Source organism: Pseudomonas sp. BNK-30, assembly GCF_047456185.1.
Lineage (GTDB): Bacteria > Pseudomonadota > Gammaproteobacteria > Pseudomonadales > Pseudomonadaceae > Aquipseudomonas > Aquipseudomonas putida_E.
On sequence record NZ_CP179904.1, the window covers coordinates 4761581 to 4780151 of the forward strand.

The following is an 18571-nucleotide window of genomic DNA, read 5'->3' on the forward strand; positions in this document are numbered from 1 at the left end:
ATTCTTGTCGTCGTACATCTTATTGATTAATTTCGCTGAGGAAACACGAGATTTCGCGCAGCCGTTGTGCGTTTTAGCACAGCGAAAAACAGGGAAAGGATGCATGTTCGACTGGAATGATCTGCGGTTTTTCCTCGAGTTGCAGCGCAGTGGCCGCCTGCTCAGCGCTGCCAAGCGTCTCAACACGACCCATAGCACGGTTGCCCGGCATATCGAGAGCATCGAGAAAAGCCTGGGCACCCCACTGTTCGTGCAACACGCGCAGGGCTACGAATTGACGCCCTCCGGCCAGGCGCTGCTCAAGCACGCCGAAGCCATGGAGAATGTCGCGTTGCTGGCGCAGGAAGAAATCACCCAGGCCATCACACCGCTGGGCAAGATTCGCCTTGGGGTCACCGAAGGCATCGGCATCATGTTCTTCACCCCACGCATGAATGCGCTGTTCGATCGGTATCCGGGCCTGGAAGTGGAGCTGGTGGCCGTGCCTCGCTTTGTCAGCATCCTCAACCGCGAGGCGGAAATCAGCATTCACCTGGAACGTCCCGGTGCCGACCTGCTGATTACCCGCAAACTCACCGACTACCGCCTGGCCCTGTATGCCAGCCAGGCTTACCTGGACCGCGCGCCACCTTTACGCAACCGTGAAGATCTGGCCCGGCACAGCTGGATCGGCTACGTCGACGACCTGCTGTTCAGCCAGGAGCTGCTGTTTCTCAACAGCTTCTGCCGGGCGCCCAATGTGGCTTTTCGCAGCACCAGCGTAATCGCCCAGCAAACTGCTGCGCGCGCCGGCCTGGGTATCGCCGTGCTGCCCAACTACATGGCTCGCCACGACCCGACACTGGTGCGCGTGCTGCCCAGCGAAACCATCCAGCGCAGCTACTGGATATGCACCCGTCGTGAGTTGCACAAGTCGGTACGCCTGCGGGTGGTCTGGGATTACCTGCTGGCGCTGTGTGCGCAGGAACAGGCCGAGCTGCTAGCCGAGTAGCGCCTTGCCGGCCAGCAGCAGGGCAGCCGCAAAGCCGGCCACCGAGAACAGCTGCTGCAGGCGAGGCCCGGCCAGCCGCGTCGCCAGTGGCCGCGCCAGCAGCAGGCCAAGCACCGCGCCCACGGCAAAAGGTGCTCCCACCTGCCAGTGCATAACGCCGGCCAGGCTGGCACTGACCACGCTACCTGTAGACACCAGGGCGATCACCGCCAACGAGGTCGAGACGATGCTCTTCATACGCAGGTTGGTGTAGCGGTTCAAGGCAGGGATGATCACGAAGCCACCCCCCACCCCCAACAAGCCGGACAACAATCCCGAAAGCGCTCCGGTCATGGCCAGCGCCCGCGCGCAGGGCAGTGTCCAGCGCAAACGGCCCTGCAGCGGGTTGAGCACGCACGGTTCGATGAAACGGTGCGCGTCGTTGGCCTCGCCACGCAGCTCGCTGGCAGCCTTGCGCCAGATGCGCAGGCATGCGTAAACCAGCACGCCGGCGAACACCAAGGCCAAGGGTGTGTCGGGCAGACGATGGGCGAGCATCAGCCCGAGCGGTGCAGCAGCGATGCCGATCAGGGCGATGAACAGCGCGGCGCGATAACGCACCAGCCCTTGGCGCAAGCCGAGGATCGCCCCCACGGCAGCGGCAAGCCCTACGGCAAGAAGGCCAATGGGCGCAGCTTCGACCATCGACAGACCAAGGCCAAACACCAGCAGCGGCACCGCCAGGATGCCGCCCCCCGCGCCAGTCAGCGCCAGCACTGCGCCAATGATCGCGCCCAGCCCGGCACCGAGCAGTTGATGTTCGATCACCGTGATGCCTCGGCCGCCAGCGGTTGCGGGCGTGCCAGCCACTCTCGTCCCTTCAGCATGCCTTGCCAGTACAGCGGCGGCAGCACTCGTGCCTTGAGCAGCCAGGCCAGGCGCGTCGGCTGGCGGCCATCCAGCAACCAGCGCGGGAAGCTCGGCGCGACCTTGCCGCCATAGGTGAACTCGGCAAGCACGATCTTGCCGCGCTCGACCGTCAACGGGCAGGAGCCGTAGCCATCGTACTGGGCAAGGTTAGCCAGCCTGCCCAGCGCCACCAGCACGTTGTTGGCAACCACCGGAGCCTGCTTGCGCGCAGCGGCCGCAGTCTTGGCGTTGCTGGTGCTGGCCACATCGCCAAGGGCATGGACATTGGCAAACTGACGATGACGCAGCGTATGCGGGTCGACATCGACCCAGCCAGCGGCATCGGCCAATGGGCTTTGACGAATGAAGTCCGGGGCAACCTGTGGCGGCACCACGTGCAGCATGTCGAAAGCTTCAGTGCGGGTTTCAGTGCTGCCATCGGCAAAGGTGCGGACAAAGGTGGCGCGCTTGTTCGGGCCATCTACTGCAGCCAGACGGTGGCTGTAATTGAGGTCCACACCGTACCTGTCGATGTAGGCCATCAGGGCCGGCACGTAATCGGGAACACCGAACAGCACTGCGCCGGCATTGAAGAAGCAGGCTTTGATATCGCCCAGCAGCCCCTGGCGCATCCAGTGGTCGCAGGACAGGTACAGCGCCTTCTGCGGCGCACCGGCGCACTTGATCGGCATGGGCGGCTGAGTGAACAGGGCGCGGCCTTGCTTGAGGTTCTGCACAAGCTCCCAGGTGTAGGGTGCCAGGTCGTAGCGGTAGTTCGAGGTGACGCCGTTGCGCCCCAGGGTATCACTGAGCCCGTCAATGGCAGCCCAATCGAGCTTGAGGCCGGGGCAGACCACCAGCTGTTCATAGCTGATGGTGCGACCATCTTCGAGCATGACCAGCTGGCCCAGCGGGTCGAACCCTTGCACGCGCGCCTTGATCCAGCGCACGCCACGGGGGATGGTCGAGGCCATGGTGCGCGCGGTGCTCGGTGCCTTGAACACACCCGCACCGACCATGGTCCAGCCGGGCTGGTAGTAATGGACGTCGGCAGGGTCGACCACCGCGATATCCAGTGACGGGTCGCGGCTGATGAGGCTGGAAGCAGTGGCGATGCCGGCAGCGCCGGCACCGACGATGACCACCTTGTGGTGGTCGGAATTAGCAGGGGACAACAAGGCAGGCATGGCGTAAATCCTGGGAATTCTAATGATGGGGCAGGGCGCTCAGAGCTTGTTCAACGGGATCTTCAGGTAGCTCACGCCGTTGGATTCCGGCTGCGGAAAATGGCCACTGCGCATGTTGACCTGCACCGAAGGCAGGATCAGGACGGGCATCTCGAGGGTCTTGTCACGCGCTTCACGCATGGCGACAAAGCTGTCCTCATCGATGCCCTGGTGAACATGAATGTTGCTGGCGCGCTGCTCGGCAACGGTGGTGACATAACGCATGTCACGCCCGCCCGGCAGGTAGTCATGGCACATGAACAGCAGAGTCTGGTCAGGGAAGGCCAGCAGGCGGCGGATCGATTGGTACAAGGTGCGAGCATCAGCGCCTGGGAAGTCACAGCGTGCGGTACCGTAGTCGGGCATGAACAGGGTGTCGCCCACGAACAGTGCTTTTTCTCCCGCATCCTCTATCAGGTAACTCATGCAAGCGGGGGTATGCCCAGGCGTGTGCAACGAGCGGGCGTGCAGGTTACCTATGCGAAAGCCTTCTTCGTCCATGAGCAACACATCGAACTGGCTGCCATCACGGGCGAAGCCCGGCTCGGCGTTGAACAAGTCGCCGAAGACTTTCTGTACCTTGGTGATCTCGGCGCCAATGGCGGTGTGGCCGCCGAGCTTTTCCTTGAGATACGCCGCAGCTGAAAGGTGGTCGGCGTGTACATGGGTTTCCAGAATCCACTGCACCTTGGCGCCCAGGCTCTGTACCCGATCAATCAGACGGTCTGCAGACTCGGTGCAGGTGCGGCCTGACTTGGGGTCATAGTCCAGTACGCTGTCGATCAACGCACACTGGTTGGTCTCGCGGTCCAGTACCAGGTAGCTGATGGTCGAGGTGGCGTCGTCGAAAAAGGCTTCCACCTGAAGGTTGTTGCCGATGATCATCACGTTCTCCAAATAATCCACCCCGCCTTTTAGAGGCGTAGGCAGTGACGGGTGGTTTATCAAGATGCATGCCAGGGGTTTAACCCGTGCCAAGGCCAGTGAAATCGGCCCCTGATGGCGCAAGGCAGGCCGGTTTGTCAGCTGCCCTGGCAGTCGACTGTCAGCCAATGGCAGTGTTTGGCAGTCCTTGTTACCCTCAACGGCTTATCCAATCGGTGCCGTCATGCCTGAATCCCATCCCCTCATCCTAGCTCTGGTTTCCTACCTCGAACACGATGCATTGCCTACCATCGTGCTGGACACCGACTACAACATCCTCGCAGCCAATGCCGCCTATCGTCGGCAGTTCGGCCGTGACGACCGTGCGCCACTGGGTGAGAAGTGCCACCGGGTTTCCCATCACTACGCCGTGCCTTGCGACCAGGCCGGTGAGCATTGCCCCATGCGCAAGGCCTGGGGCAGCAAACTGCCGGAACGGGTACTGCACATTCATCACACCCCGCGCGGGCCTGAGCATGTGGATGTGGAACTACGGCCGATCCTCGATGAGCAGGGCAGGGTGGTCGCCTTCGTAGAACGCCTGACAACGGTCACACTAGCCTCGGCGCAACCTCAGCAACAGGGCCTGGTCGGCCGGGCGCCAGCATTCAAAACGGCATTGGCCAGCCTGCAACGTGCGGCACCCGCACAGATCCCGGTATTGCTCCAGGGTGAATCCGGTACAGGCAAGGAGCTTTTCGCCCGGGCGATCCATATGGGTAGCCCACGGGCGAATGGCCCTTTGGTGGTGGTCGACTGCACCGGCTTGACCGAGTCACTGTTCGAGAGCGAGCTGTTCGGCTATGAGAAGGGAGCCTTTACCGGTGCCAACCAGCGCAAGATCGGCCTGGCAGAAGCGGCCCACGGCGGCACGCTGTTCCTCGACGAGATTGGTGAGGTGCCACTGGCGATGCAGGTCAAATTGCTGCGCCTGATCGAATCCGGCACCTTGCGCCCGGTTGGCAGCCTGCGCACCGTGCATGCGGACTTCCGCCTGGTGTCTGCAACACACAAACCGCTCAAGCAGATGGTTGCCGAGGGTACGTTCCGGGAAGACCTGTATTACCGCATCAGTGGCTTTCCCATCCGCCTGCCTGCCTTGCGCGAACGCGTAGAGGATCTGCCGCTGCTTGCGCAGAGCCTGCTGCAACGCATGGCAGGCAAACCTGCCGCGAGCCTTACTGACGCTGCGCTTCAACAATTGGCCCTGCATACGTTCCCAGGCAATATCCGCGAGCTGCGCAACATCCTGGAACGGGCGCGGCTGTTTGCCGATGATGGGCTGATACGGCCTGAGCATCTGCCGGAAGATGTAGGCCCGCAAATCGCAACCGGTGCGAACAAGGGGCGCGCTCGCAGCGACCTGAGTGATCTGGCACAAGCGCTGGAACAGTTTCAGGGCCCGCGTAGCGAACTGGCGCGCCACTTAGGGATGAGTGAACGTACGCTGTATCGGCGCTTGAAAGCGCTGGGGCTGAATCCGGCTTAGTGCTCGGCGATTCTTTACCGGACCTTTACCTCTTGCCAGGGATTACTCATCGCGAATCACGGTCTGAAGCATTAACCGTAATCGGCGTCTCGTTGAAACCCGCCGGACGTGAACATGCAAAGGATCGACATACGATGAAAAAAAGCCTCTCTGTGCTCTGCGCTACCTTGATGCTCAGCGTACCACTGGCCAGCTTCGCCCAGCCCGGCCCGCCTCAAGGGCACGATGGCGACCGCTCGCATCAGGGCCAAGGTCATCCGCAGCAGAGCAAGCAGCAAGGCCATCCGCAACAACATGGCAAACCCGGCAACGGCCAGGCTCAGTCCTACCGTAATCCGAACTTCCGTCCACAACCGGGGATGCCGGTACCTCACCAGCAATGGAAGCGCGGCCATGTGGTAGACCCGCACTATCGCAATGACCGTTACTGGGTGACCGACTGGCGCGCCCGGCACCTCTCGCCGCCGCCCCGCGACCACCGTTGGTTGTACGTCAACGGCGACTACGTGCTGGTGGCCATTGCTTCCGGGGTGATCGTAAACATCCTCAGCGGTTACTAAGGCCGTATAAAACCAGCCGCCAACAAAAAGCCCGCTTGCGCGGGTTTTTTGCTGGGTTGTGGATTGAAACTTCTAGTCTGTTAACTATTCGATCAGTCTCTTGAAGGTACTGCACATGATTGCGCGTTGGCGTTGGGTAGCGGGTCAACTCACCAAGCGACTCTGGTTCAGAGCCTCTCTGTTCTCCATTCTGGGTGTGGCGACTGCATTGCTTGCCATCCTGTTCAGAGACTTCATCCCGCAAACCTTGCCAGCGCGCATCGGCGCAGATGCAGTGGACAAGATTCTCGGGATCATTGCCTCCAGCATGCTGGCTGTGACCACCTTCTCATTGAGCACGATGGTCACCGCCTACGGGGCCGCAAGTAGCGGGGTGACCCCGCGTGCCACAACGCTGGTCATGGAAGACACCACGACCCAGAACGCGCTGGCCACATTCATCGGTTCGTTTCTCTTCAGCCTGGTTGGCATCATTGCCCTGAGTACCGGCCTCTATGGAAGCCAGGGCCGAGTCGTGCTTTTTGCGGTGACGCTAGCTGTCGTGACGCTGATCATTTACACACTGCTGCGCTGGATAGACCACCTTTCCAAACTCGGACGGGTTGGAGAAACCATTGACCGTGTGGAAAAGGCGGCGATAGAGGCCATGGCTCATCGCATTCGCTGGCCCTATCTGGGAGGCTCAGCGTACCCGGTAGACCTTGTACTACCGCTATCCGCGCAAACCATTGCCAGCAACCAGACTGGCTACGTCCAACATATCGATGTGCAAGCCTTGGGCGCCATTTCCAACGCGCTACAGATCCGGATCTATGTGGAAGTTCTCCCAGGTAGTTTTGTCCACATCGGTATGCCGGTCGCTCGCATTGTGCCTTTGAGTGACAAGCATCCTGATGAGCAAAGCCTCAAGGACACGCTGGCGACGTTGACCATAGGCACCCGAAGAACCTTTGAACATGACCCGAGGTTTGGGCTATGCGTGCTATCGGAAATCGCATCCCGCGCGTTGTCACCAGCGGTCAATGATCCGGGCACCGCTATTGATGTGATTGGCAGGGGCCTTAGAACTTTGACGTACTGGGGCAAAGCACACGCTTGCGAACCGGACCAGGAAAAAAGCTGCGAGTGGGTCCACCTGCGAGGGTTGACGGTGGACGATTTGTTCGACGATTTTTTTGCCCCTATCAGCAGAGACGGCGCCGCTCTTCTAGAAGTCGACCTTCGGTTGCTCAAGGCACTTGTCAGCCTGGCCCAGATAAACCCCGCGCTTTTCAAGCAGAGTTGCATCAGGCATGGGGAGCAGCTTGTCATGCGTGCAGAGGCGTCACTTACACTCGCGCATGAAAAAGATCAGCTGAGGTCAGTGCACGTGAAGCTCAGGACGATTGAATGACAGCCCAAACCAAAAAGCCCGCTTGCGCGGGCTTTTTGGTAAGAACAACCTGATCAGAAGTCCAGGTTAGAAACCGACAGCGCGTTGCTTTCGATGAAGTCGCGGCGAGGCTCAACCGCGTCACCCATCAAGGTGTTGAAGATCTGATCGGCGGCAATCGCGTCTTCGATGGTGACCTTGAGCATGCGACGTACAGTTGGGTCCATGGTGGTTTCCCACAACTGGTCCGGGTTCATCTCACCCAGCCCTTTGTATCGCTGGATGGTGTGACGCTTGGTGGTCTCGTTCATCAGCCAATCCAGGCCTTCCTTGAACTCGACGATCGCCTTGCGACGCTCACCGCGCTGTACGTAAGCACCTTCACCCAGCAGGCTCGACAACTTGGAGCCAATGTTGACCACCGTGCGATAGTCGTTGCTGCCGAAGAAATCGCGGTTGAAGGTGATGTAGCTGGCCAGGCCGTGCGAGGTGATTTCCACTTCAGGCAGCCACACATTGCGCTCCTTGTCCTCGCGCAGGGTGGCCTTGTACATCAGGCCAGACTTCTGGCTGTTGCTCAGGCGCTCCTGCAGTTTGGCCAACCAGTTCTCCATGACGGCATGGTCGCCCAATTGCTCCAGGGTAACTTCCGGCAGGTAGATGAAGTGCTCGGTCAACTCTTCCGGGTACAAGCGAGACAAACGCTTGAGGGTCTTCATCACACCGCGGAACTCGTTGACCAAAACCTCCAGCTGAACGCCGGAAACGGCCGGCGCAGACTCATCCAGGTGCAGGCTGGCATCTTCGAGGGCCGACTGGGTCATGTATTCTTCCATGGCCTCGTCGTCCTTGATGTACTGCTCCTGCTTGCCTTTCTTCACCTTGTACAGCGGTGGCTGGGCAATGTAGATGTAGCCACGCTCGACCAGCTCTGGCAGCTGACGGAAGAAGAAGGTCAGCAGCAGGGTACGGATGTGCGAACCGTCAACGTCAGCATCGGTCATGATGATGATGTTGTGATAGCGCAGTTTGTCGATGTTGTACTCTTCGCGGCCGATGCCACAGCCCAGTGCGGTGATCAGTGTGCCCACTTCCTGGGAGGAGATCATCTTGTCGAAGCGTGCTTTCTCGACGTTGAGAATCTTGCCCTTCAGCGGCAGGATCGCCTGGGTACGACGGTTACGACCTTGCTTGGCCGAGCCACCTGCGGAGTCACCCTCCACCAGGTACAGTTCGGAAAGGGCAGGGTCCTTCTCCTGGCAGTCCGCCAGTTTGCCCGGCAAGCCCGCGATATCCAGCGCGCCTTTACGGCGAGTCATTTCACGCGCTTTGCGCGCCGCTTCACGGGCACGGGCAGCGTCGATCATCTTGCCGACTACCGCTTTGGCTTCGTTGGGGTTTTCCAACAGGAAGTCGGCGAAGTATTTGTTCATTTCCTGTTCCACGGCGGTTTTCACCTCCGAGGAGACCAGCTTGTCCTTGGTCTGCGAACTGAACTTCGGATCCGGCACCTTGACCGAAATGATTGCGGTCAGGCCTTCACGAGCATCGTCACCGGTGGTGGAAACCTTGTTCTTCTTGGCCAGGCCTTCCTGCTCGATGTAGCTGTTCAGACTACGGGTCAGCGAAGAGCGGAAACCAACCAGGTGGGTACCGCCATCGCGCTGCGGAATGTTGTTGGTGAAGCACAGCAGGTTTTCGTTGAAGCTGTCGTTCCACTGCAGGGCAACTTCAACACCCACGCCATCTTCACGCTGGACGTTGAAATGGAACACCTGGGAGTTGACCGGAGTCTTGTTGGTGTTCAGGTATTCAACGAATGCACGCAGGCCGCCTTCGTATTTGAAGAACTCTTCTTTGCCCGAGCGCTCGTCTTTCAGCAGGATGCCAACGCCAGAGTTCAGGAAGGACAGTTCACGAATACGCTTGGCCAGGATGTCCCAGCTGAAGTGAATATTCTTGAAGGTCTCAGCCGAAGGCTTGAAATGAATATGGGTGCCGGTGGTTTCGCTTTCACCCACAACGGCCATCGGCGCCTGTGGAACACCATGAACGTAGGTCTGCTCCCAGATCTTGCCGCTACGGCGAACGGTAAGCACCAGCTTTTCCGAAAGGGCGTTTACTACCGAAACACCTACACCGTGCAGGCCGCCGGAAACTTTGTAGGAGTTATCATCAAATTTACCGCCGGCGTGCAGTACGGTCATGATGACCTCGGCTGCAGAAACGCCTTCTTCTTTATGCACGTCGACCGGAATGCCGCGACCGTTGTCGCGCACACTGATGGATTCATCGGTGTGGATGATGACGGTGATGTCATCGCAGTGCCCGGCGAGGGCTTCGTCGATCGAGTTGTCGACCACTTCGAAGACCATGTGGTGCAGGCCGCTACCGTCATCGGTGTCGCCAATGTACATGCCGGGACGCTTGCGCACGGCATCCAAACCTTTCAGCACCTTGATGCTTGAAGAGTCGTACGTTTGATTTTCGCTCATGCCTTCACTCCCGATGGTCGTGGGTCTGGGTGATACGGCCTTGTTCCACGTGGAACAAAGCAACTGGCGTTTCCGTCTGCCAGCCTTCCCTCAGTAATTCGTGATCTACACAGGTGATAAACACCTGGCAGCGTAATTCTTCTAGCAAGCGGCACAGTGCACGGCGATGCTGGTCGTCCAACTCGGACGGCAAGTCATCCACCAGATAAATACAGTGGCCGCGGCGAGCCTGACTAACGAGGTGGCCTTGGGCGATGCGCAATGCACAAACCACCAGCTTTTGCTGACCACGCGACAAGATGTCGGCTGCGTTGTTGGCAGCCAGACGAAGACGCAGATCAGCACGCTGCGGACCGGCCTGGGTATGGCCCATCTGCTGATCGCGAAGGAGAGAAGAGGCGAGTACTTCGTTGAGTTCCCGGTCCTTGTCCCAGCCTCGGTAGTAGCTAAGGGTCAACCCGTCCAGCTCGACCAGTTCGCTCAGGGTTTGCTCGAAGACGGGCTTCAAGGCCTTGATGTAGTTGCGACGGTATTCATCTATTTCCGCGCTGGCCAGGCACAATTCCCGGTCCCAGGCGGCTTGCGAAGCTGGGTCAAGTGTACCATGCCGCAACCATGAGTTCCGCTGCCGCAACGCCTTCTGCAGACGCTGCCAAGCTGGCATGAAGCGAGGTTCCACGTGGAACACTCCCCAATCCAGAAACTGGCGACGGATCTTCGGCGCGCCTTCAAGCAACCTGAAACTGTCTGGGTTGATGAGCTGCAGGGGCAGTAGTTCTGCAAGCTGCGCGGCGCTCTTGGCATTCTGCCCATCGATACGGATAGTGAAGTCGCCCGCCCGCTCGCGCGACACACCCAAGTTGCTGGTGCCGCCTTCGCCCAACTGTACTTCGCCGAAAACCGTACACGCAGCCTGCTCGTACTGAATGACGGGATTGAGCCGGGTACTGCGAAACGATCTGGCCAACCCGAGCAAATGCACAGCTTCCAGCACACTGGTCTTGCCGCTGCCGTTGGCGCCGTAGAGGATATTGATGCGGGGGGAGGGTGAGAGGGTCACCGGGTGCAGGTTGCGCACCGCGGTGACCATGATACGTCGAAGGGACATTTGGCCTGCTACAGGTTACAGGCGCATCGGCATGACAACGTAAGACGAGTCGTCATTGCCGGCTTCCTGCAGCAGAGCACTGCTATTGGAATCGGAGAGAATCAGGCGAACCTGTTCCGTTGTCATCACACCCAATACGTCCAGCAGGTAACTGACGTTGAAGCCAATCTCAAGCGATGCACCGTCATAGTCCACGCTGATCTCTTCTTCCGCCTCTTCCTGTTCCGGGTTGTTTGCCTGGATTTTCAACTGACCGGCAGCCAACTGAAGGCGGATACCGCGGTACTTCTCGTTGGAAAGGATTGCGGTACGGCTGAACGCTTCACGCAAGGCCTGGCGATCGCCGATGACCAGCTTGTCACCACCCTTGGGCAGTACACGCTCATAGTCAGGGAACTTGCCATCGACCAGCTTGGACGTGAAGGTGAACTCGCCTGTGTTCGCACGGATGTGGTGCTGGCCCAGGACGATGCTGACCATGCCTTCCGGGTCGGTGAGCAGGCGCGCAAGTTCGAGGATACCTTTACGTGGCACGATGACCTGATGACGCTCATCCTGCTCGATGGCTGCGCTCATGGAGCACAGCGCCAGACGATGCCCATCGGTAGACACGGCACGCAAGGTATTACGCGACACTTCGAGCAGCATACCGTTGAGGTAGTAACGTACATCCTGCTGAGCCATGGCGAAGCTGGTGCGCTCGATCAAACGACGCAGTTTGCTCTGCTCAAGGTTGCAGGTCAGCGAACCTGGGCCTTCTTCCACAGTGGGGAAGTCGTTAGCTGGCAGGGTCGACAGGGTGAAACGGCTACGGCCGGCCTTGACCAACAGCTTCTGTTCGTCGACCTTGATATCGATCAGAACGTCGTTCGGCAGGCTTTTGCAGATGTCCATCAGCTTGCGCGCCGGGACAGTGATTTCGCCAGGCTCGGCCGGCTCTTCCAGTTGGACGCGGCCTACCAGTTCGACTTCCAGGTCGGTACCGGTCAACGACAGCTGCTGGCCTTGCACGACCAGCAGTACGTTGGACAGGACCGGCAAGGTCTGACGGCGCTCGACGACACCGGCGACCAGTTGCAGGGGTTTCAACAGGGCTTCGCGTTGAATGGTGAAATGCATGGTCTAGTCCCTTGCCTTCAATTAGCTGCGCTGGCGGCCATCAGGTGGTGAGCGTGCGCAGCAGGTTCTTGTAGTCCTCGCGGATGTCCGCGTCGGATTCCTTCAGTTCGTTGATCTTGCGGCAAGCGTGCAGCACGGTGGTGTGGTCACGGCCGCCAAACATGTCGCCGATCTCCGGCAGACTGTGGTTGGTCAGCTCTTTGGACAACGCCATGGCCACCTGACGCGGGCGCGCTACAGAGCGCGAACGGCGCTTGGACAACAGATCGGAGATCTTGATCTTGTAGTACTCGGCCACGGTGCGCTGAATGTTATCCACACTCACCAGCTTGTCTTGCAGCGCCAGCAGGTCCTTCAGCGACTCGCGAATCAGCTCGATGGTGATGTCGCGGCCCATGAAGTGCGAGTGGGCGATGACGCGCTTCAATGCCCCTTCAAGCTCACGTACGTTGGAGCGAATACGCTGAGCGATGAAGAAAGCGGCATCGTGCGGCAACTCGACCTTGGCCTGGTCGGCCTTCTTCATCAGGATCGCCACGCGGGTCTCCAGCTCCGGCGGCTCCACAGCCACCGTCAGCCCCCAGCCGAAACGCGACTTCAGTCGCTCTTCCAGACCTTCGATTTCCTTCGGGTAGCGGTCACTGGTGAGAATCACCTGCTGGCCACCTTCGAGCAATGCGTTGAAGGTGTGGAAAAACTCCTCCTGTGAACGCTCCTTGCGGGCGAAGAACTGGATATCGTCGATCAGCAGCGCATCGACCGAACGGTAGAAGCGCTTGAACTCATTGATCGCGTTGAGCTGCAACGCCTTGACCATGTCCGCGACGAAGCGCTCGGAATGCAGGTACACCACCTTGGCATTCGGGTTCTTCTTCAGCAGGTGGTTACCCACAGCATGCATCAAGTGCGTTTTACCCAGGCCCACGCCACCGTAAAGGAACAGTGGGTTGTAGCCATGCTTCGGGTTGTCGGCAACCTGCCAGGCGGCTGCCCGGGCCAACTGGTTCGATTTACCTTCGACAAAGGTTTCGAAGGTGAACGTACGGTTCAGATAACTGGTGTGCTTGAGCGCACCCTCCACCTGAACGTTGCGCTGTTCGGTACGCCCCGGCGCGACAGGTGCCGGAGCGCTGTCCGCCATCGAATCATAGCTGCCTCGCGACGACGCCTCGGCCATGTCGGTGGCCTGCGCAGGTTCAGCAGTGGGCACCGAGACCGGGTCAGCAACAGCCATGACTGGCGCGGCTGCTGGCTGCGCGTGGCTCTGCGCAAGGGACGCAGCCATTGCAGCGCTGACCGGGGCATTGGGCGCGGCCCGCGGTGCGGAGCTGCGACGGCTACCTATTAATAAGGAAAGGGCAGGCGCGATGCCGCTACCGTTCTCACCCAACAGTTCGAGCAGACGGCCGAGGTACTTTTCATTCACCCAATCGAGAACGAAACGGTTAGGCGCATACACGCGCAACTCGTCGCCTTCGGCTTCGACCTGTAGCGGACGGATCCAGGTGTTGAATTGCTGGGCAGGCAGTTCATCGCGCAGAAGCTCCACGCACTGCTGCCAAAGTTCCACTGACACGGATATCCCCTGAGTTTGAAAGCCGGATGAGGCAAAAACAAACGGCCATTGTACCGGTCAAGCGATCAGTTATCCACATGTGGAAACATTATGAGCCATGGCAAAACAGCCATTTAGCGACCAAAACGACCCTGAAGGACTGTGAATAAGCTCTGTGGATAACCCACCATAAGGGCTATGCACAACCCAGGGTCAAGACCTGTTGATAACTCACCTGTGGATAATGAGCCTTTTCATCCACAGGCTGTACGCAGGCCCAGCACAAGCGCAGCACGGGTTGTGGACAATGTTTCTGATCGCTGTACAGCCCGTAATCTTTGGCCTGCAGAAGGTTATCCACAGAAACTTATCCACCTAAGATTTATAAGTTATTCAAAAAAGCTTTTTATATGTCTCTTCTTTTTTTTAGTTTTGTCATCCGTTTGCCTGCCCGACCAGACGCCGCCCCGCTCGATCGCTGAAAGCACCTTCCATAAGGAAAGGCTGGTTGGAAATTGACCTATTGGCTTGCTTTCTCTAGAATCGCCGATCTCTTAAAAAGGGGGCCATTCCGGCCCGTTGTCGACAAACCAGGTAACACGCCATGAAACGTACTTTCCAACCAAGCACCATCAAGCGCGCTCGCACCCACGGCTTCCGTGCCCGTATGGCTACCAAGAACGGCCGTGCTGTTCTGTCGCGTCGTCGTGCCAAAGGCCGTAAGCGTCTGGCCATTTGATTCTTCGGCAAAGGTGGTGAGTCAGGACTTCAGTCGGGAAAAGCGACTGCTTACACCCCGGCATTTCAAAGCGGTCTTCGACTCCCCAACCGGCAAGGTTCCAGGGAAAAACCTGCTGATCCTTGCTCGCGAGAACGGTCTCGATCATCCACGCCTTGGCTTGGTGATTGGCAAGAAGAGCGTCAAACTTGCCGTTCAACGCAATCGCCTCAAGCGCTTGATGCGCGATTCCTTCCGTCTGCACCAGCAAATGCTCGCTGGCCTGGACATAGTGATCGTCGCGCGCAAGGGATTGGGTGAGATAGAAAACCCGGAATTGCACCAACACTTTGGCAAGCTCTGGAAACGCCTGGCGCGCAGCCGGCCCACTCCAGCGGCTAACGCCGATTCCGCAGGGGTAGACAGCCAAGATGCGTAAACTGGCACTCATTCCGATCCAGTTTTACCGTTACGCCATCAGTCCTCTGATGGCCAGCCACTGTCGTTTCTACCCCAGTTGCTCCTGTTATGCGTTGGAAGCCATAGAAACCCATGGCCTCTTGCGTGGCGGGTGGCTAACCGTTCGTCGCCTGGGGCGTTGTCATCCGTGGAACGACGGCGGTTTCGATCCCGTTCCCCCCGCGCCTTCCTCCCGAACTTCTTCGATAGCCGAGTAATCATGGATATTAAACGCACGATCCTGATCGCCGCCCTGGCAATCGTGTCCTACGTCATGGTCCTGAAGTGGAACGATGACTACGGCCAGGCTGCCTTGCCGACTCAGAATACTGCTGCCAGCACTGTTGCTCCGGGCCTGCCCGATGGCGTACCGGCCGCTAACAACGGCGCCAGCGCCGATGTACCGAGCGCCAACGCCGAGTCGAGCCCTGCCGAACTGGCACCTGTTGCACTCAGCAAGGATCTCATCCGGGTCAAGACCGATGTCCTGGAACTGGCTATCGATCCAGTCGGCGGTGACATCGTCCAGCTGAACCTGCCGAAGTACCCGCGTCGCCAGGATCATCCGGACATTCCGTTCCAGCTGTTCGACAACGGTGGCGAGCGCGTATATCTGGCCCAGAGCGGCCTGACCGGTGCCAACGGCCCGGATGCGCGCTCCACCGGCCGTCCGCTGTACGCCGCAGAGCAGAAGTCCTTCCAGCTGGCTGATGGCCAGGAACAACTGGTGGTCGACCTGAAGTTCAGCGACAACGGTGTGAACTACATCAAGCGCTTCAGCTTCAAGCGCGGTGAGTACGACCTGTCCGTCAGCTACCTGATCGACAACCAGAGCGGCCAGGCCTGGAGCGGCAACATGTTTGCCCAGCTCAAGCGTGACGCCAGTGGTGATCCGTCCTCGAGCACCGCCACCGGTACCGCCACCTACCTGGGTGCTGCCCTGTGGACAGCTGGCGAGCCGTACAAGAAAGTGTCGATGAAGGACATCGACAAAGGTAGTTTGAAAGAAAATGTGTCTGGCGGCTGGGTTGCCTGGCTGCAGCACTACTTCGTAACTGCCTGGATCCCTGCCAAGTCGGACAACAATGTCGTCCAGACCCGCAAGGACAGCCAGGGCAACTACATCATCGGCTACACCGGCCCGGCCATCAGCGTACCGGCTGGCGGCAAGGCCGAAACCAGCGCCATGCTGTATGCCGGCCCGAAGATCCAGTCCAAGCTCAAGGAATTGTCCCCAGGCCTGGAACTGACCGTCGATTACGGCTTCCTGTGGTTCATTGCCCAGCCGATCTTCTGGTTGCTGCAACATATCCACAGCCTGCTGGGTAACTGGGGCTGGTCGATCATTGTCCTGACCATGCTCATCAAGGGCCTGTTCTTCCCGCTGTCGGCCGCCAGCTACCGCTCGATGGCGCGCATGCGTGCCGTGGCGCCGAAGCTCGCCGCACTGAAGGAACGCTTCGGTGACGATCGCCAGAAGATGTCCCAGGCGATGATGGAGCTGTACAAGAAAGAGAAGATCAACCCACTGGGTGGATGCTTGCCGATCCTGGTACAGATGCCGGTGTTCCTGGCCCTGTACTGGGTGCTGCTGGAAAGCGTCGAGATGCGCCAGGCCCCATGGATGCTGTGGATCACCGACCTGTCGATCAAGGATCCGTTCTTCATCCTGCCGATCATCATGGGCGCTACCATGTTCATCCAGCAGCGCCTGAACCCGACGCCGCCGGATCCGATGCAGGCCAAGGTGATGAAAATGATGCCGATCATCTTCACCTTCTTCTTCCTGTGGTTCCCGGCTGGCCTGGTGCTGTACTGGGTTGTGAACAACTGCCTGTCGATTTCGCAGCAGTGGTACATCACCCGCCGTATTGAAGCAGCGACCAAAAAAGCTGCTGCTTGACGGGCTACTGCGCTAGCCTGTGAATAAAAACGCCCCCTCGGGGGCGTTTTTGCTATCTGTCGTTTTTGTCGTAGAGGCTTTCGAGCATGAACACTGTGCGTGAAACCATCGCTGCCATCGCAACCGCACAAGGACGTGGAGGGGTGGGTATTGTCAGGCTGTCCGGCCCATTGGCGGCCAAGGCTGGCCAGCTCATAACCGGCCGCACACTGACACCGCGCCATGCCCATTACGGCCCATTTCGCGACCAGGAAGGGCTGGTGCTGGATGAAGGTATTGCACTGTTCTTCCCCGGACCCAACTCGTTCACCGGTGAGGACGTGCTCGAATTGCAGGGGCATGGTGGCCCGGTCGTACTGGACATGCTGTTGCAACGCTGCGTGCAGGTGGGTTGCCGCTTGGCCCGCCCGGGTGAGTTCAGTGAGCGGGCGTTTCTCAACGACAAGCTCGACCTGGCCCAGGCCGAAGCGATTGCCGACCTGATCGAAGCCAGCTCCAGCCAGGCAGCACGCAACGCCCTGCGCTCGTTGCAAGGGGAGTTCTCCAAACGTGTGCACAGCCTGACTGAAGCACTGATCGCGCTGCGGATCTATGTCGAGGCAGCGATCGACTTCCCCGAGGAGGAAATCGACTTTCTTGCCGATGGCCACGTCCTGTCGATGCTCGACTCAGTGCGTGCCGAGTTGTCCACAGTGCAGCGTGAGGCCGGGCAGGGTGCGCTGCTTCGTGACGGCATGACGGTGGTGATCGCCGGCAGGCCGAATGCAGGCAAATCGAGCCTGCTGAATCAACTGGCCGGTCGTGAGGCGGCAATCGTCACCGACATCGCAGGTACTACGCGGGATATCCTGCGTGAACATATCCACATCGATGGCATGCCGCTGCACGTCGTCGATACGGCCGGTTTGCGCGACACCGACGACCATGTGGAAAAGATAGGCGTCGAGCGCGCACTCAAGGCCATAGGCGAAGCCGACAGAGTGTTGTTGGTGGTCGACTCCACCGCCCCTGAGGCCAGTGATCCGTTCGCCCTGTGGCCGGAGTTTCTTGATCAAAGGCCTGATCCGGGCAAGGTCACACTGATTCGCAACAAAGCCGACCTCAGCGGCGAACCCGTAGGGCTGGAACAGTGCGATGACGGTCATGTAACCATCACCTTGAGCGCCAAAGGTGACGATCAGGGCTTGCTGCTGTTACGCGATCACCTCAAAGCCTGCATGGGTTATGAACAGACTGCAGAGAGTGGCTTCAGCGCACGCCGGAGGCACCTCGATGCCCTGCGCCAGGCCAGTGCTCATCTGGAGCACGGTCGTGCGCAATTGACCTTGGCGGGGGCCGGAGAGCTGTTGGCTGAGGACCTGCGCCAGGCCCAGCACGCGCTGGGGGAAATCACGGGCGCGTTCAGTTCGGATGACCTGCTGGGGCGGATTTTCTCTAGTTTCTGCATCGGTAAGTAGCTTTTAGCCAAACCATTCACGACGCCGCTCTTCCTGGAGCGGCTTTTTTTTGCCTGAGATTTGGGGCTCGGGCGTCTCGTACAGGGTTTTGTAGCTGCAGATTTTTAATCACCGGCCTGAAAAAGCGCTCATGAGCCCTGTGGAAAAGTCGGCTTCAGCTCCGTTGATAAGCATGCTTTTTTTCTGAGGAAAACCTGCCCTGTGGGTAAGTAGGCATTTCATCCACAGGCTAAATCCGGTTATCCATAGCCCTCATGGCACTCCAACCACAGGGTTTAATTTTCTTCTACATGGCGAATCCAGAGGG

Annotated in this window: 16 protein-coding genes; 9 read left to right on the plus strand and 7 right to left on the minus strand. The window is 59.1% G+C overall.

Going from position 1 to position 18571, the window contains the following annotated elements; translation table 11 throughout:
- Positions 1-103 precede the first annotated feature (103 nt).
- Positions 104-991, plus strand: coding sequence for a LysR family transcriptional regulator (locus ACMGGN_RS22095; RefSeq protein ID WP_251962160.1), 888 nt, complete (start codon positions 104-106; stop codon positions 989-991).
- Here ACMGGN_RS22095 and ACMGGN_RS22100 read toward each other — a convergent pair.
- From ACMGGN_RS22100 to ACMGGN_RS22110, 3 genes are read right to left on the minus strand one after another with little or no spacing between them, the layout of a single operon-like run.
- Positions 980-1798, minus strand: a complete 819-nt coding sequence (locus tag ACMGGN_RS22100; protein WP_119689102.1) for a sulfite exporter TauE/SafE family protein — start codon at positions 1796-1798, stop codon at positions 980-982. The two genes, ACMGGN_RS22095 and ACMGGN_RS22100, sit on opposite strands and share 12 nt — an antisense overlap.
- Positions 1795-3066, minus strand: a complete 1272-nt coding sequence (locus ACMGGN_RS22105) for an FAD/NAD(P)-binding oxidoreductase (RefSeq protein ID WP_237859679.1) — start codon at positions 3064-3066, stop codon at positions 1795-1797. Before ACMGGN_RS22105 ends, ACMGGN_RS22100 begins: the two co-directional genes overlap by 4 nt.
- A gap of 39 nt (positions 3067-3105) precedes the next feature.
- Positions 3106-3990, minus strand: coding sequence for an MBL fold metallo-hydrolase (locus ACMGGN_RS22110; RefSeq protein WP_046786793.1), 885 nt, complete (start codon positions 3988-3990; stop codon positions 3106-3108).
- A 223-nt stretch (positions 3991-4213) separates the two neighbouring features.
- Between ACMGGN_RS22110 and ACMGGN_RS22115 the strand changes: the two genes are divergently transcribed.
- The 3 genes from ACMGGN_RS22115 (at position 4214) to ACMGGN_RS22125 (ending at position 7471) form a co-directional block, all read left to right on the plus strand.
- A complete protein-coding gene (locus tag ACMGGN_RS22115) occupies positions 4214-5518 on the plus strand; it encodes a sigma-54 interaction domain-containing protein (RefSeq protein WP_414156302.1) in 1305 nt (434 codons plus the stop codon).
- 134 nt (positions 5519-5652) lie between these two features.
- Positions 5653-6078, plus strand: a complete 426-nt coding sequence (locus ACMGGN_RS22120; protein ID WP_115273209.1) for an RcnB family protein — start codon at positions 5653-5655, stop codon at positions 6076-6078.
- Positions 6079-6193: 115 nt separating this feature from the next.
- Positions 6194-7471, plus strand: a complete 1278-nt coding sequence (locus ACMGGN_RS22125) for a DUF2254 domain-containing protein (protein WP_204919236.1) — start codon at positions 6194-6196, stop codon at positions 7469-7471.
- Between the two features lie 53 nt (positions 7472-7524).
- Here ACMGGN_RS22125 and gyrB read toward each other — a convergent pair whose 3' ends face one another.
- The 4 genes from gyrB to dnaA are packed head-to-tail and all read right to left on the minus strand — an operon-like array spanning position 7525 to position 13748.
- Positions 7525-9945 carry a DNA topoisomerase (ATP-hydrolyzing) subunit B gene (gene gyrB, locus ACMGGN_RS22130; RefSeq protein ID WP_046786790.1) on the minus strand — a complete coding sequence of 807 codons (2421 nt, stop codon included), beginning with the start codon at positions 9943-9945 and terminating at the stop codon, positions 7525-7527.
- Positions 9946-9949: 4 nt separating this feature from the next.
- Positions 9950-11053, minus strand: a complete 1104-nt coding sequence (gene recF, locus ACMGGN_RS22135) for a DNA replication/repair protein RecF (protein WP_115273207.1) — start codon at positions 11051-11053, stop codon at positions 9950-9952.
- A gap of 15 nt (positions 11054-11068) precedes the next feature.
- Positions 11069-12172, minus strand: a complete 1104-nt coding sequence (dnaN, locus tag ACMGGN_RS22140; RefSeq protein ID WP_012312006.1) for a DNA polymerase III subunit beta — start codon at positions 12170-12172, stop codon at positions 11069-11071.
- Between the two features lie 40 nt (positions 12173-12212).
- Positions 12213-13748, minus strand: a complete 1536-nt coding sequence (dnaA, locus tag ACMGGN_RS22145) for a chromosomal replication initiator protein DnaA (protein WP_046786788.1) — start codon at positions 13746-13748, stop codon at positions 12213-12215.
- Between the two features lie 583 nt (positions 13749-14331).
- Between dnaA and rpmH the strand changes: the two genes are divergently transcribed.
- From rpmH to mnmE, 5 genes are all read left to right on the plus strand, one after another.
- Entirely contained in the window at positions 14332-14466 is a 135-nt protein-coding gene (rpmH, locus tag ACMGGN_RS22150; protein WP_003253163.1) for a 50S ribosomal protein L34, read from the plus strand.
- Positions 14467-14479: 13 nt separating this feature from the next.
- Positions 14480-14884, plus strand: coding sequence for a ribonuclease P protein component (gene rnpA, locus ACMGGN_RS22155; protein WP_080516507.1), 405 nt, complete (start codon positions 14480-14482; stop codon positions 14882-14884).
- Complete coding sequence (yidD, locus tag ACMGGN_RS22160) at positions 14877-15122, plus strand: membrane protein insertion efficiency factor YidD (RefSeq protein WP_174141100.1); 246 nt, start codon at positions 14877-14879, stop codon at positions 15120-15122. The genes rnpA and yidD overlap by 8 nt, the downstream gene beginning before the upstream one ends.
- A gap of 2 nt (positions 15123-15124) precedes the next feature.
- Complete coding sequence (yidC, locus tag ACMGGN_RS22165; RefSeq protein ID WP_012316956.1) at positions 15125-16807, plus strand: membrane protein insertase YidC; 1683 nt, start codon at positions 15125-15127, stop codon at positions 16805-16807.
- An 86-nt stretch (positions 16808-16893) separates the two neighbouring features.
- On the plus strand, positions 16894-18264 hold the full coding sequence (gene mnmE, locus ACMGGN_RS22170; protein WP_115273205.1) for a tRNA uridine-5-carboxymethylaminomethyl(34) synthesis GTPase MnmE: 1371 nt from the start codon (positions 16894-16896) through the stop codon (positions 18262-18264).
- Positions 18265-18571 lie beyond the last annotated feature (307 nt).

Coding starts and splice junctions, on each gene's coding strand:
- ACMGGN_RS22095 (WP_251962160.1), top strand. CDS start 104: ATGTTCGACTGGAATGATCTGCGGTTTTTCCTCGAGTTGCAGCGCAGT.
- ACMGGN_RS22105 (WP_237859679.1), bottom strand. CDS start 3,066: ATGCCTGCCTTGTTGTCCCCTGCTAATTCCGACCACCACAAGGTGGTC.
- ACMGGN_RS22110 (WP_046786793.1), bottom strand. CDS start 3,990: ATGATCATCGGCAACAACCTTCAGGTGGAAGCCTTTTTCGACGACGCC.
- ACMGGN_RS22115 (WP_414156302.1), top strand. CDS start 4,214: ATGCCTGAATCCCATCCCCTCATCCTAGCTCTGGTTTCCTACCTCGAA.
- ACMGGN_RS22120 (WP_115273209.1), top strand. CDS start 5,653: ATGAAAAAAAGCCTCTCTGTGCTCTGCGCTACCTTGATGCTCAGCGTA.
- ACMGGN_RS22125 (WP_204919236.1), top strand. CDS start 6,194: ATGATTGCGCGTTGGCGTTGGGTAGCGGGTCAACTCACCAAGCGACTC.
- gyrB (WP_046786790.1), bottom strand. CDS start 9,945: ATGAGCGAAAATCAAACGTACGACTCTTCAAGCATCAAGGTGCTGAAA.
- recF (WP_115273207.1), bottom strand. CDS start 11,053: ATGTCCCTTCGACGTATCATGGTCACCGCGGTGCGCAACCTGCACCCG.
- dnaN (WP_012312006.1), bottom strand. CDS start 12,172: ATGCATTTCACCATTCAACGCGAAGCCCTGTTGAAACCCCTGCAACTG.
- rpmH (WP_003253163.1), top strand. CDS start 14,332: ATGAAACGTACTTTCCAACCAAGCACCATCAAGCGCGCTCGCACCCAC.
- yidD (WP_174141100.1), top strand. CDS start 14,877: ATGCGTAAACTGGCACTCATTCCGATCCAGTTTTACCGTTACGCCATC.
- yidC (WP_012316956.1), top strand. CDS start 15,125: ATGGATATTAAACGCACGATCCTGATCGCCGCCCTGGCAATCGTGTCC.
- mnmE (WP_115273205.1), top strand. CDS start 16,894: ATGAACACTGTGCGTGAAACCATCGCTGCCATCGCAACCGCACAAGGA.